Genomic DNA, 13,902 nt, shown 5'->3' with positions numbered 1-13,902 from the left:
GTCAGTCGCTTATGCTGGAAGTGAAAGCAGATGACCCAAATCTTTGATTTGGTGTCAGTCGCTTATGCCGGAAGTACAATCAAGGCTGTTGAAAAAAAATTTTCAACAGCCTTCTCTACTTTAATGGAAGCTTAAATATAATTCATAAAGCTCATCCCTATATCTTGAAAGCGAATCTATAATACGGGGGTCAAAATGACTGCCGCTGCCTTCAATAATTTGATTTATACTTTCTTCAAATTCATACGGCTTTTTATACGGTCTTTTGCTCGTTAAAGCATCAAATACATCTGCAACAGCTACAATTCTCGCACTTAACGGAATTTCATATCCTTTCTTATTATAAGGATACCCTGAACCATCCCACCATTCGTGATGTCCTTCGACTATTTCAATTCCCATTTTAAACATACTGTATTTTTGCTTTGCTATGTTACTTTCAGCAGTTCTTAAAACGTCAGCTCCATAAATTACATGCTTTTTCATTTCGTCAAACTCTTCTGAGGTCAGCTTGCCCGGCTTTAATAGTATGCCATCCTTAACACCTACCTTACCTATGTCATGCATTGGGCTGAATCTTTCGATTCCCTTTAAAAAAGGAACTGTTAACTGATCACAATATAAATTGTCACGTAGCAAAAATTCTGTTATTTTTACGGAATATGCAGTCATCCTATCAAGATGCTCGGCTGTTTCTTCATCCCGGGCTTCCGCCATTTTAGTTAATGCCAGCAATGTTGAATACAGCATTTCGTCTATAAATATATTTTTATTTAAACTTATGGCTATGCTGTTTGATAATGTAACTAAAAATTCAATATGATTTTCATTATAAATGTTTTTCTTGGTATTGGAAAAAAATATTATTCCTATAGGTTTATCGTAAACTCTTAAAGGCAATGTAATAGACGATTTTATTCCGGCCTGCAGCAAAATTTTGTTATAGTCAGTATCCTTATTGGTGGTGTAAGCTTCTAAATCGTTAATAATTCTTGGAGTGCAGTACTTTACTATATTTTCTAAGCTTGTTTCGCTGACTTTAGCTCTGATTCCAACAAGCTTTTTAGGCAACTCCTCTAAATGTACATCAGAAATTCCGTATGAAGCCTCCAACACTTTACTCTCATCCTTTAACAGAGCAATACCAATATGATTATACGGTATAAACTCTGAAAATGTTGAGTATATGTAATTTAGTATACCTTCAAACGAAACGTTCTGATTCATGTTTTCGATTAAATTAATCAATTTGTCAAGCTTGTTAAATCCTAAATTGATTTCATCCAAAACAGGTTCTATAACCTGTCCTTTATATATTCCAATATTGCTTATTTTATTGAACAAATCGTTAATCGGGTCTGTCAAATAATTATAAATTTTTTTATCAACATTCTCCATCGTGTCCATTCCCTTAATGTATTTTTTACTGATTACTTATTATATAACATTATTCGACAGAATTACCAATAAAATAAATAAAAAATTCTTCGTTACAGTCAGTATGTATCGAAGAATCTCTTATTAATCAATTGCTATATCTTTTATAACCTCACTTGCTATTATTAATCCTGCTACGGAAGGAACAAATGATACGCTGCCCGGTATAGCTCTTCTGTGTGTGCATTTTCTTGTAGTACCCGGGGGACATACACAGTTATCCTTGCAGCTTATATTATCTTCATCTATAGGTGTTAATGGCTTTTCCTTTGAATAAACTACCTTTAACTTTTTTATTCCTCTTTTTTTGAGCTCATTCCTCATAACCTTTGCCAGCGGATCCATGGATGTTTTATATATATCCGCAACCTCCAGCATTGTAGGGTTCAATTTGTTTCCTGCACCCATGCTGCTGATGATGGGCACATTAGCCGCCTTAGCTCTCACTATCAATTCAATTTTCGCAGAAACAGTATCTATAGCATCAACTATATAATCATATTCCGAAAAATCAAATTGATCAGCATTTTCCGGTAAATAAAAGCATGCATGTGTTTCCACTGCTGCTTTGGGATTTATCTCCATAATCCTTTCAGCCATTACATCCACCTTTTTTTTACCGATCGTTTTTCTTGTGGCGATAAGCTGTCTGTTAATATTTGTCAGACACACTTTATCATCATCAAAGAGTGTAAAGCTTCCTATTCCGCATCTTGCCAATCCCTCTACAACAAATGTTCCGACTCCACCAATGCCAAATACCGCCACCCTTGCATTCTTTAATTTATCCATTGCTTCCTTGCCCAATAAAAGCTGGGTTCTTGAAAATTCGTTTATCATATTATCCTTCTGTTTTATTTTTTTAATTGTTATCCTTAACTACGCTCAGAATAACAAATGTATTATTCCCAATTCTTGCACACATCAATCCATTTTTGTGATTTCGATATTTCTTCCAATTCATTCAGTGTAAGTTCAATTGCGGAATTACCGCTGCCACAGGCAGGAAACATAGTTTCAAACCTTTTCATCGAATCATCTAAGTACACTGTTACTTTTTCAGGAAGTGCAAAGGGGCAAACACCGCCAATTGCATGCCCTGTAAATTTTACCGTATCTTCGGGCACAAGCATTCTTGCTTTAAATCCGAAATGCTCTTTAAACTTCTTGTTGTCAATTTTAGCATCTCCGGCAACAACGATAATCATTGCACTATCTTCGTTATAAAAGGAAAGTGATTTAGCTATTCTCGCTTCCTCAGTTCCAAGAGCCCTTGCAGCTAATTCAACCGTAGCTGTTGATTCATCCATTTCAAGAATATCCCGGTCCTTGCCGAAGCTCTTCAGATATTCTCTAACCTTTTCTATTGACATATATAAAACCCTCCTTAGTAATCATAATATATTCTCGGTCAAATTCACAATTTTTTTGCTCCTGAAGCCGCATAAAAACAACCCTCTCAATGATGAGAGGGTATAGTTGCTTAACCGTCTCTCATCTCCCAAAGAAAGTCTTTGTCAGAATTAGCGCCTTTCAACATAACTCTAGGCTACCGAGACATCACCGGATTTTTATTTTTTTATTTTATACACTTTCTATAATACTCTTTATCTTCTCTTCCAGTTGTTTTAACATGAATTCTTCGGTTACCTTTTCTTCGTAAAGCTTTGACATTGCTTTATCTATCTGATTCTTAGTATCTTTAACAGCATCTAAGGATTTGCCTATTTCAGATTGAACAACCCAGTCAAAAATCAAACCGTCGAAAAAATAATCGGCAAATGTTTCAAATGTGCCTATGGAAATTTCTGTACCGGTAATCATTTTTATGTCTGACATTTCTCTTTTAAATCTGCCTAAGGCTCGTTGAGCTTCATCAACATATTTACCTGCCTTATCGATATGATCATATTTTACGGCAGTAACTATAAGACCGCCGCCCAGCATATCTGCAATACCCCATCCTTCGGCACTTTCAAGCTCTTTAATCGTATTTTCAATTTCAGTTAATGCTTCCTCTCCCGCCTTTATTGCCTCATCGATTTCAATTATATTGGCATGCATGCTTTCTTTACGTTCAATAATATTTTTAAGCTCGTCACTGATTTCTTTATTTTCAAGATTAATAAGTGCTAATTTTTTATTGATTAAATCTTCATATTCAGATTCGCATATCTCAACCTTTGAAAGCTCATCAACCAATCTTTTTGATTCCTTCGCAAGATATTCAACATTATTTTTGCATTGGTCATATTTAAGCCGGGCTTTTAATACCTCTTGCTTTTCTTTTTCTAATTTTTCATCCTTAGTTCCTAATATAGCATAAAACAATGAAGTTATATTTGCAGATTCTAATTTTAAAACATCTTCATTCTCTTTTCGTAATTCTTCTGAAAGCTTATTTAAAAGTAATTTTTCCTTGATCATATCTTGTTCAGTTTGTTTTAAAAGAGTATTCAGCTTATTCTTTTTTTCCATGCACTCTTTAACATAACTGATTCTTTCATTTAATTCACGATGCATATTAGTTCTCCTTTTATTGCAACCTATAAATAAGTTATATATTATTTTCCATAAGAACCTATCCGTCATTCAACAGTTAAGTAAAACAATTTTTACTGTTCTTAACATTTGTAAGTATATCATACATTAATTTGCGATTCAAACAGTTTTTAATACTAATCTGCAGGAATACGTTGGTAATTAATAATTTTTGTTGAATCTGCATTTTTCATCATGTATAATTAAATTAACAATTAATGAGGAGGAAAATTATGTCTATAACTAAGGATATGGTTATTCGTGAAATTATTCAATCTAAACCTGAGGCTGCAGAAATATTGATGGCGCACGGAATGGGTTGTGTAGGATGCCCCGGAGCTCAAATGGAAACATTAGAAGAAGCAGCGGCTGTTCACGGAATGGATTTACAACATTTAATGGACGCATTGAATAAGTAAGCAGACGACCCAAATTTCTGATTTAGTGTCAATCGCTATATTGTAAATAAAGCAAGCAAAAACCGGCAAAATTCCAATTCAGATTACGATCTTATTTTTGTTTTCCTTAATGCACACACTGATGTCATATCTATCGGATCACTTAAATATCGATTTATTTTCATAGCAAAGCATTTGAAAATACTGGATTGCAATAAATGCCGGTTTTCTATTTAAAAAGCAAATAATGAATATCTGCTTATGAATTTATTATTTACATTTCTTAGTTTAATAGTATGCAAATATTTTAGTTAATTTAGATAAAATTGTTAATTAAATTTGCGTTTATTCCATTTTTACAATAATTCTTCTAATTTTTGTTTGTTAAATCCAACAACAACCTCATCATCAACAAATATTATAGGTACACCCATGTAACCAAGCGATATCAGTTCCTTTTTTGCTTCAGCATCTAATGAAACATTTTTTTCTTCATATTCATATCCTTTTTCCTTTATTAAATCCTTTACTAATGTACAATTAGGACATGTCGAGCTTGAGAATATTTTTATATTTTTCATATGTTCCTCCTATAGAAAGTATCTTTTCGCTTATTTTACCATAATTTATAATAGAACTCCATAAATATTTAACTGAATTTTTCACAAATAGTCTTAATCAGAATAATATAATTTATAAATGCGTATTACAGCGGTAAGGGGACACACCTTTAGTACGGGGACAGTCTTTGGGGTTAAAAGGAATGTCCCCAATTAAAAATGAAAGGAAATGAAATGCATGAAAGAACTAATTATTTCAATCAAGCCGCCTGATAAAATCTTAAAGGGTGCAGGTATTCCAAATACTTCATTCATACCATCTTACATATATAAATTAAATATTGAACTTATAAACAACAGTAATCAATCTAGATTATGTTCATTTAGTTCTACTCTGGGTAATGGAATACGGTATTTAAAAAATATGGAGCATACCGGACCCGATAACATAGTTGACAAAATAAAAATTGTTGAACCATGTGAAGATGTGTACAATAATAATGTAATAGTATTCGCTAACAATATTAACTTATCACCAAATTCAACAAATATAATAACCCTGGACATTGGTCTTTGTGATAAATATACCATTGATTGCATTGAAAACACAGGAGATAAAATATCTCACAAAGAGAAAATCCATTACTATGGGCATTTAATATGTGAAAGCTATGTAGATTCTTGCTCGGCAGTATCTCTTGCTTGCGACTATGAGCTCATAGTAAAATGTGATGCTGATAAACTGCAAAAGGGGGAATCAACCAAGTATTACATACATTGCCGCACCGGTCAGTACGATATGGCAAGAAGCGTCTATGTCAGGTGTGTATTAGACAACGGATTGGAATTTATAGGAGATTCCAGCAATCTTCAACCTGAAAAAGTATATAGTTTTAACGGAAAAACAATTATAAAATGGAATGTGGGAAGTCTTCAGCCTTCGGAAATTAAAAGAATAGGCTACATGGTCAAGGTAAAGGAAGATATTGAACAGGGCAACGTATTGAAAAGTAAATTAAACTCCAATTGCGTAAACAATTCAACATACACTCAATGCCCCTCAAGCTGTGAACACCTTTTAACAGTAGAATAAGAATTAACAGATAGATTCCTCACTACGTTCGGAATGACGAAATTTTGTCTTCCTGAACGCAGTGAAGAATCTCATTTATTAAATACCGCTTTATAATAATTATTATCCAAAACTAAGCTTGAATATTTAAATTTTTGCTTAACTTCATTAATTTTTTCATTTATATAAATGCTGTCAACATTGAATCCCTCTTTATTCGTAACTCTTTCCGTCTTTGCTTCAAATATAATTTTATCTGTTACGAAACTTCTGTCTTCAAATACAACCAATGGTTCAGCATCAGACAGTATATCCCTGCCCATCAACAATCTTGAGTCGTAATCCAAACCCATCAGATTTGAAATTGTAGGTATAATATCCAGGCTTGAAGATACCTTGTTAATTTCAACTGGCTCCATACCCTTTGACCAAAGCAGAAATACACCTTTATAAATTTCAAAATCAGATTTAATTTCTTTTCCGGCAAGCTCACTTAATTCCTGTTTAGTTAAACCGTAAGGATAATGGTCAGGACTTATGGCTATTAATGTATCCTCAGCAATTCCTGCTTCCTCAAGCTCGGAAATAAGTATTTCCATCGCCCTGTCAAGCTCTATATTGCATGCAAGATACGCTTTAACATGCTCCGAATAATTCAGATGCTCCACTAAGCTTCTATTTTTGGCTGCTATATAATTTCCTGTAAAACTATACTGCAAGTGACCGCTTACGGTCATATAATAAGCATGAAATGGTTGATTGTTTATAAATTCAGGTACGGATAATTCTATCATTTCTATATCTGATTCAGGCCAGGTTTCCGTTACATCGAGTCCGTTGCCTAACCCCTTGTAAATATATCCCATATTAGGATGGGATTCGTTCCTGAAATAATAATCATAATAATGATTATGGTACGCGTATGTATTGTAGCCTACACTTTTCAACTGATTTCCCATACTGAAAGGCATGTAATTTTTTGCTGACTTATAAAAACTCCAAACACCTTCCTTCGGCAAAAGACTTGTACAAGCTACATATTCTCCGTCTGATGTGCTGACCCCCCAAAGAGGTGTGTAGAAGTCAGTAAATTTAAAGCCGTCCTCCTGCATCATATACAGTGTTGGAGTGATGTCCTTGTCTATAGCATAGGGTGAAAATCCTTCTGCTGTTATTAATATTAAATTTTTGTCTTTAAACATTCCCGTATACTTGTTTTTCTTAGTGGGCTTAACATTCATAAAATATTTATGCATATCTGTGATAGATGACCTGTGTTCGTTCTCTATTAGATCATCAAAAGGAATATTAAGCTTATTGTATCCATAAGCAATTTCATTTTCGCCTGTCGGTTCCTCTGCTTCGATGACATCAGGCATATCATTATCTGTTATGTCCTCAGATTCAACTATTTTTATCGGTATGTCTTCATCTGCATAAACATCTATATTTTTCAATATGTTCTTTATATCCAGACGTCCCGTTGTTAAAAGTCCAAATTTATCAACGGAATCCTGTATTATAAAAACCTCAGTATATAAATAAGACGGACTCAGCATTCCATTATCTGAAGAAGCCACCAGGAACACTACTGATGCTTGTAAAACCACAGCAGAAAAAGCAACTTTATAAATGCTTTCCTTAGGTATTTTAATAAAATTTATTTTCTTAAACAAAATCACGGCAGCGATTAAGGGCAGCATTATAAAAAACAAGGGAATAAGGTTATTTCCTATCGTATCGTATAATATGAATACAAACTGTGCCGCTTTTTTAGCTCCTATAAAAAAGTATAACGAAGCAAAGGTGGAAAAAATTTTATAGTAAAGCATTTGTCCACCATAATAAATTGTTAACAATGATAATATTGATATAAACAGTATTTTGTTTGTTTTTTCTTTAAATCCCGATGTCAGCAAGTAAAAAGCAATACCTGCCGGAATAGAAAACAAACACATAAAAATATAACCCTCATTCATTACTTCTTCATATACAGATACTTTTAAAACCGTTTCAAAATATATAATTATTGAGGGCAATAAAAATAAATATTTTATATTTCTCATTTTAGAAATCATTGTTATCTTCTTTCATTATAAATATTCTTTTAGGCTTTTAACTGTCTTGCCATTAATTCCTGTTGTGGTTTCGGCGTGATACAAAGCGCTTATAATCGATTCTTCAACCGATTCAGCCACTACCTTAAATATATAATCCATTGAATTTTCTTCAATCATCTTCAAGTCAATTATTTTTGTATCTGAATAATGCTTCAATGTATTTGCCGTAGTAAAGGATATGCAGATATCTCCGCTTCCATTACCTAAATAAGAGCCGGTTCTTACAAGCCCTACAACAGAACGAGTAGCAATTCTTTTTAATTGTCTTTCACTAAGAGGCATGTCGGTTGCGATAATTATTATTATTGAACCTTGATCAGCACTTTCATTGTCACTTCTATTGATTCTCTCTCCGATTTTATCGCCGTTTATAGTCAAATATTTTTTTGAACCAAAGTTAGCTAATACCAACGTACCAATTGTATATTCTTTATTATCTAATTTAACAATTCTTGAAGATGAGCCTATACCTCCCTTTAAATCAAAGCAAACCATTCCCGTACCTGCTCCTACTGCTCCTTCCTCAAAATCAGCGACAGCATTGTTTATTGCCTGAAATACATGCTCTTCTTTTACATGAAGACCTCTTATATCATTAAGAGTACCGTCATTGCATTCAGTTACGACACAGTTGACAGTTCCGGTTGTAGTGCCTATATCGCCATTTTCACTGAGCATATATTTAATCAATCCTTCGGCGACAGTTCCTACACTCAGCGTATTAGTCATCATAATCGGAGTTTCGATACTTCCGAGCTCTTCTATCTGCAAGAGTCCCATGCTCTTACCAAAACCGTTTATAACACTTGCCGCTCCCATTACCTTTTCCTTGAATATATTGCCTCCATGAGGCAATATGGCAGTAACGCCGGTTTTTATTTTTCCGTCATTTAATGTTACATGCCCGACCTTAACCCCTTTAACGTCGGTAATCAAGTTCTTGTTACCCTTTTTTATTTTTCCTATTTGAATTTTTCCATCCTTTGGTAAACCCATTATTATAATATCCTCCAATTTGTCGACAGCTATTTGACTACATTTATCAATGTTTCATTCTCTATAAAGTTTTTTATATTTTTTATAATTAATTTTTCCCATCTGTACTTGTTTTGCTTAACTAAAGCACAAGCATGAGGTGTTATATATACATTATCCATATCCCAAAGATCATCATTTTCCAGCAGAGGTTCAACTTCAAATACGTCAAGACCTGCATAGCTTATTGCCTTATTTCTCAATGCATCCTTTAAATCTCCTTCATTAATGATTGCTCCTCTGGCAATATTAATAATTGAAGCAGTTTCCTTCATTAGCTTGATATTGTCCTTATTGATTAAATGGTATGTGCCTTTGTTTAAATCTGCAGTCACAACTATATAATCACTATTTGACATTACAAATTCCAAGCCTTTTTTTCCTGCGTATATTTCGTCAAAAAACGGCATGCTGATAACAGGAGTTTTCTTGTATCCTAATATGTTTACCCCGAACGGCTGCAGCCTTTTTGCTATTTCGGTGGCAATTGAACCGGTCCCGATTATACCAACAGTCTGACCGTTAAGTTCATTTCTTTTTAAATGATTATCCCATATATGAGATTTTTTATTCTCTAAATATTTAAATGCATTAGTATTGTGCATCAATATTTTACAAACTACATCTTCAGCTATCGGTATGGAGAATATATCCTTTCCGTTGCACAGGATAAGACCTCTTTTTCTGATGTAATCCATATCCAGCATATCAAACCCCGCTCTGAAAAGCTGCAGCCATCTTAGGTCAGGCAGCTTCTCCAAGCTTTCTTTCTGCATTAACTCCGGCTGGCCAATTACCGCTTCGGCCTCAGGACACTGATCAATTTCAGTGTAAAATTCAATCTCAGGAAATTCTTTTGCAACTATTTCATAAAAATGTTTATCAATTATTATTTTCATACGTCTTATTTTCCTCCTATCAAATGGGGGACGTTCCTCTTATCCCTATAGACTTTCCGTATCAAAAAGAGGTGTGTCCCCATTCCTTAAAAAAAGGACGCATCTGCGCCCCATAAAATCAATATTATAATCAACTGATGCAGTATGCTACAATTTCATAATCTGACGATATTTCATAGTCTTTGTCCGGATTGCCAAATTTCCATTCTAAATTAAACAACGTACTGTCAACGATAAGCTTAAAGTAAAGCATCACTATTCCTGTATCGACTTTTTGTTCATATTCGTTCACATTTTCATCTTTTCTCAAAGTAAGAACAACAGTGCCGTTGTCATAAATAAATCTCCATGGCTGTCTATTTTTTGTTGACGGCGCTAGCCTAGCATAGAAGAATGCATCCAAAAGCCCTACTCTTGCCAATTCATCCGGGTCAGCATCTTCACCCCATTTGCCCAAATAAACTAAATCTCTTACTCTCATTCTTTCCGAAACATTATCTTCCACTATTTCTACTTCAGCACGAGAAGGATTATATTCGGATACATTTTCATATAATACCTTGTTCTTATTGTCATCATAACCAAGAGCAATGATAGCAGACAATTTCTTATCTGAATTGATGTTTAACTTTTCTTTTATTGCTTCCCCGTCTTTGATAGTTATCCAGCATGAACCGACTCCCGACTCAAAAGCCTTAAGCATTATATTCTGCACAGCATATCCCGTATTTTCTATATAATGTCCTTTGTCCTCTGAAAGAAAGATTAAATAATGAGGTGCTTCAATCATCAAATCATTATAACCTGCAATGTTCTTAAGATTTCCATAAACCTCATCCTTATTTTTTAGCATAACTTCAAGCTGTATGTCATCTATTAATCTTTTCCCTTTTTCAAAATCAGCTTTTAGCTGCTCTAATATTTCCGGACTTACAGTATCTTCTTTATAATTTCTTACTGATTTGATTCTTGAAATAATGTCTTTGTATTCCATGTATTCCCTCCGTATTCATTTATTATAGCTTTTATACCCACTTATTATGTAAAAGTAACAATTAATTTTCTAAACATTAAAATGCTATAACAATCCCACCATCATCAGCATAAACAGTACTTAACCCTGATGAATTAAATATTTTAATATCCTTAAACGGATATTTTGCCTTTATATCATCACGAAGCTTTTCTGCTTTTTCAAGACAATTCACATGTGTAATGCCCAATACAGTGTTTTCAAAATCCACATTGTATTCGGCAATCATATCGACTAATCTCGCAAATGCCCTCTTCTTGCCTCTGACACTTTCTTTTAATTCTATTCTTCCTTCGCCGTCTTCCCCCATAATGGGAACAATGTGAAGCATACTTCCGAGTATCGCCTTAAGGTTCGAAATTCTTCCGTTCTTAGCTAAATTATCTAAAGATTCAAGTATAAAAATTGTTCTCACCTTGGAAATATACTTGTTTGTTTGCTCAATAATTTCCGCAGCATTAAAGTTTTCTTCTATTAATTGCTTTACCTTCATGGCAATTAATGTTTCTCCTGTTGCCGCAGTCTTTGAATCAAAAATGTGTACAAAGCTGTTTGGAAATTTCTCCTTAAAGCTTTCGACAGCTACCATTGCACTGTTGTAGGAACCGCTTAATTGACTGGATATGGTTACCACAAAATTATTTTTATGCTCCTTCCATTTGTTGATAAAGTCCTCAGGAGGAGCACACGCTGTTTTTATCTGATTCTTTGTATTTTTCATTTTCGCTATAAGATTATGTATATTTAAATTTTCGTCAATTATTTCTTCCTCATCTATTAGAATTCTGAACGGTACTCTGCCGATGTCCTGGGTATCTTCGTTAAAGTCAACACAACTGTCAACTATTAAATTATCTTTCATACAGATTCTCCCTTCGCTTAAATTTTCTTTAACTAATTATAGCAAAATTTGACATGCTATACAATTCATATTTTACTTTTTATTTATTAATAACAACTTTTTTTCTCTTTTTAATTTCTTAATATCGCACTCTCTTTTAGCTGCATCACTCCTGTTGCTGAACTCTTCAAAATACATTAAAGAAACCGGAGTTCTGCCTCTTGTGTATTTTGCTCCCGTATTGCTGTTATGTTCCTTCATTCTTCTGTTCAGATCAGTTGTATACCCCGTATACAATGATCCGTCACTGCATTCCACGATATATATATAATGCATAGTATCATCCTTATTATTAACATGATATTTATTTTAACACAAAATATTTATGAATAGTACTTATATTTGACTTTTATATTTTCATATAATAAAATAATACCAGAATGATTAAAGAGAGGGAAACAATGAAAATAGGTATACTTGGAGCCATGGAAGTAGAGGTTCAGGAACTTATCGAAAACATGGAAAATATAAAAGAAGAAACAATAAGCAGTATTACCTTTTACAGCGGAACGCTGCAGGGTAAGAATGTTATCGTTGCAAGATGCGGAGTGGGAAAGGTTCATTCAGGCATTTGCACTCAAACAATGATATTAAAATATGCTCCGGATGCAATTATAAACACGGGTGTAGCCGGAAGCCTGAACGCTGATTTGGATATTGCCGACATTGTTATATCCGATAATGTGGTGCAGCATGATTTTGACACGTCGGCATTCGGTGATCCTATGGGACTTATATCAGGTATTAATTTAGTTAAAATACCTTGCCCTAAAGAGCTGGTTCAGAAAATCAAAGAAGCTGCGGATACAATCGAAGGAACCAACGTAGTTGTGGGAACCATCGCTTCCGGAGACCAATTTATTTGCAGCGGTGAAAAAAAGGATTTTATAGTTGGTAATTTTGATGCACTGTGTGCTGAAATGGAAGGTGCGGCAATCGGTCAGGTATGCTACATCAACAATGTTGATTTTTGTATAGTACGAGCTATGTCCGATAAGGCTGACGGCTCGGCACATATGGATTTTCCTACGTTTACGCAAATCGCAGCAAAAAAATCAACACAGCTTATCAATGAGTTTTTAAAATGTATATAACTTGAACCCCGCCTATGGCGAGGTAAAACTACGGAGGTTATGAGTGTATAATGTTGGAATCGACATTGGATCTACTGCTGCAAAGGCAGTGATAATGTCGGAGGATAAAAAAGAAATTATTCATAAATTATTGATGCCTACAGGTTGGAGCAGCAAGGAAACAGCAGACATGGTACTTAACTGGATGAATGAAAGAGGAGTTAATACTGAAAATTCAAATATAACTGCTACCGGATACGGCAGAGTTTCGGTTCCTTATGCAAACAAGGTTATAACGGAAATTACATGTCACGGAAAGGGAGCTCTTTTTTTAAACGGAGGGGATTGTGCAATCATTGATATAGGCGGGCAGGATACAAAAATTATATCTATTGAAAATGGTGTTGTCTCCAACTTTTTAATGAACGACAAATGTTCGGCAGGCACGGGCAGGTTTTTGGAAATTATGGCAAATACACTTGGAGTATCTCTCTCTGAAATTTTTAACCTTGCTGAACAGGGCGAAGAAATCTCAATAAGCTCCATATGTACTGTCTTTGCCGAATCAGAGGTTATAAGCCTGATTGGTAAGGGCTGTTCTAAAAATGATATTGCCTGCGGTGTAGTCAGCTCAATAGCCAATAAGGTAGTGAATCTTTGCGGAAAGCATAATTCCAGAAGCGAATCCTACTTTCTCACAGGCGGTTTTTGTGACAGTGAATATATGTGCAGAAAGCTTAGCCAGAAGCTAAAAAAGCCTGTTGTAACTAATCAGTTGGCAAGGTATGCCGGTGCTATAGGCGCATCATTATTGGCTTAATAGAGGGTGTATA

At 34.4% G+C, this 13,902-nt stretch carries 15 protein-coding genes; 4 read left to right on the top strand and 11 right to left on the bottom strand.

Annotated features, from left to right (window positions below; genetic code table 11):
• Window positions 1-120 precede the first annotated feature (120 nt).
• The 4 genes from HZF24_RS04095 to HZF24_RS04080 all read right to left on the bottom strand — a co-directional run bounded on the left by HZF24_RS04095 (window position 121) and on the right by HZF24_RS04080 (window position 3,960).
• Window positions 121-1,398 carry an HD domain-containing phosphohydrolase gene (locus HZF24_RS04095; RefSeq protein ID WP_179236998.1) on the bottom strand — a complete coding sequence of 426 codons (1,278 nt, stop codon included), beginning with the start codon at window positions 1,396-1,398 and terminating at the stop codon, window positions 121-123.
• A gap of 123 nt (window positions 1,399-1,521) precedes the next feature.
• Entirely contained in the window at window positions 1,522-2,277 is a 756-nt protein-coding gene (locus HZF24_RS04090; protein ID WP_179236997.1) for a tRNA threonylcarbamoyladenosine dehydratase, read from the bottom strand.
• A 62-nt stretch (window positions 2,278-2,339) separates the two neighbouring features.
• Entirely contained in the window at window positions 2,340-2,810 is a 471-nt protein-coding gene (locus HZF24_RS04085; protein ID WP_179236996.1) for a YbaK/EbsC family protein, read from the bottom strand.
• A gap of 211 nt (window positions 2,811-3,021) precedes the next feature.
• Window positions 3,022-3,960 (bottom strand): hypothetical protein, encoded by a 939-nt coding sequence (locus HZF24_RS04080; protein WP_179236995.1) that lies wholly within the window; start codon window positions 3,958-3,960, stop codon window positions 3,022-3,024.
• A gap of 251 nt (window positions 3,961-4,211) precedes the next feature.
• Between HZF24_RS04080 and HZF24_RS04075 the strand changes: the two genes are divergently transcribed.
• Complete coding sequence (locus HZF24_RS04075; protein WP_179236994.1) at window positions 4,212-4,397, top strand: DUF1858 domain-containing protein; 186 nt, start codon at window positions 4,212-4,214, stop codon at window positions 4,395-4,397.
• Window positions 4,398-4,732: 335 nt separating this feature from the next.
• Here HZF24_RS04075 and HZF24_RS04070 read toward each other — a convergent pair whose 3' ends face one another.
• Window positions 4,733-4,957, bottom strand: coding sequence for a glutaredoxin family protein (locus HZF24_RS04070; RefSeq protein WP_179236993.1), 225 nt, complete (start codon window positions 4,955-4,957; stop codon window positions 4,733-4,735).
• 208 nt (window positions 4,958-5,165) lie between these two features.
• Here HZF24_RS04070 and HZF24_RS04065 point away from each other — a divergent pair, with 208 nt between their 5' ends.
• Window positions 5,166-6,029 (top strand): DUF11 domain-containing protein, encoded by an 864-nt coding sequence (locus HZF24_RS04065; RefSeq protein WP_179236992.1) that lies wholly within the window; start codon window positions 5,166-5,168, stop codon window positions 6,027-6,029.
• 71 nt (window positions 6,030-6,100) lie between these two features.
• Here HZF24_RS04065 and HZF24_RS04060 read toward each other — a convergent pair whose 3' ends face one another.
• From HZF24_RS04060 to HZF24_RS04035, 6 genes are all read right to left on the bottom strand, one after another.
• Window positions 6,101-8,074 (bottom strand): LTA synthase family protein, encoded by a 1,974-nt coding sequence (locus tag HZF24_RS04060; RefSeq protein WP_246345945.1) that lies wholly within the window; start codon window positions 8,072-8,074, stop codon window positions 6,101-6,103.
• A 27-nt stretch (window positions 8,075-8,101) separates the two neighbouring features.
• On the bottom strand, window positions 8,102-9,124 hold the full coding sequence (locus tag HZF24_RS04055) for a DmpA family aminopeptidase (RefSeq protein ID WP_179236990.1): 1,023 nt from the start codon (window positions 9,122-9,124) through the stop codon (window positions 8,102-8,104).
• 29 nt (window positions 9,125-9,153) lie between these two features.
• Window positions 9,154-10,062, bottom strand: coding sequence for a D-2-hydroxyacid dehydrogenase (locus tag HZF24_RS04050; protein WP_179236989.1), 909 nt, complete (start codon window positions 10,060-10,062; stop codon window positions 9,154-9,156).
• A 130-nt stretch (window positions 10,063-10,192) separates the two neighbouring features.
• The gene (locus HZF24_RS04045; RefSeq protein ID WP_179236988.1) at window positions 10,193-11,056 is read right to left on the bottom strand and encodes a nitroreductase family protein; all 864 of its coding nucleotides are present in this window, start codon (window positions 11,054-11,056) and stop codon (window positions 10,193-10,195) included.
• Window positions 11,057-11,132: 76 nt separating this feature from the next.
• A complete protein-coding gene (locus HZF24_RS04040; RefSeq protein WP_179236987.1) occupies window positions 11,133-11,957 on the bottom strand; it encodes a DegV family protein in 825 nt (274 codons plus the stop codon).
• Between the two features lie 72 nt (window positions 11,958-12,029).
• A complete protein-coding gene (locus HZF24_RS04035; protein ID WP_179236986.1) occupies window positions 12,030-12,272 on the bottom strand; it encodes a GIY-YIG nuclease family protein in 243 nt (80 codons plus the stop codon).
• Between the two features lie 125 nt (window positions 12,273-12,397).
• Here HZF24_RS04035 and HZF24_RS04030 point away from each other — a divergent pair, with 125 nt between their 5' ends.
• On the top strand, window positions 12,398-13,090 hold the full coding sequence (locus HZF24_RS04030) for a 5'-methylthioadenosine/adenosylhomocysteine nucleosidase (RefSeq protein WP_179236985.1): 693 nt from the start codon (window positions 12,398-12,400) through the stop codon (window positions 13,088-13,090).
• 43 nt (window positions 13,091-13,133) lie between these two features.
• The gene (locus HZF24_RS04025) at window positions 13,134-13,889 is read left to right on the top strand and encodes an acyl-CoA dehydratase activase (protein WP_179236984.1); all 756 of its coding nucleotides are present in this window, start codon (window positions 13,134-13,136) and stop codon (window positions 13,887-13,889) included.
• Window positions 13,890-13,902: the final 13 nt, after the last annotated feature.

Origin of the sequence: Sedimentibacter hydroxybenzoicus DSM 7310, assembly GCF_013403245.1 — a bacterium.
In the GTDB taxonomy this organism is placed as follows: domain Bacteria; phylum Bacillota; class Clostridia; order Tissierellales; family Sedimentibacteraceae; genus Sedimentibacter; species Sedimentibacter hydroxybenzoicus.
This window is presented reverse-complemented; position numbering and strand designations above follow the sequence as displayed.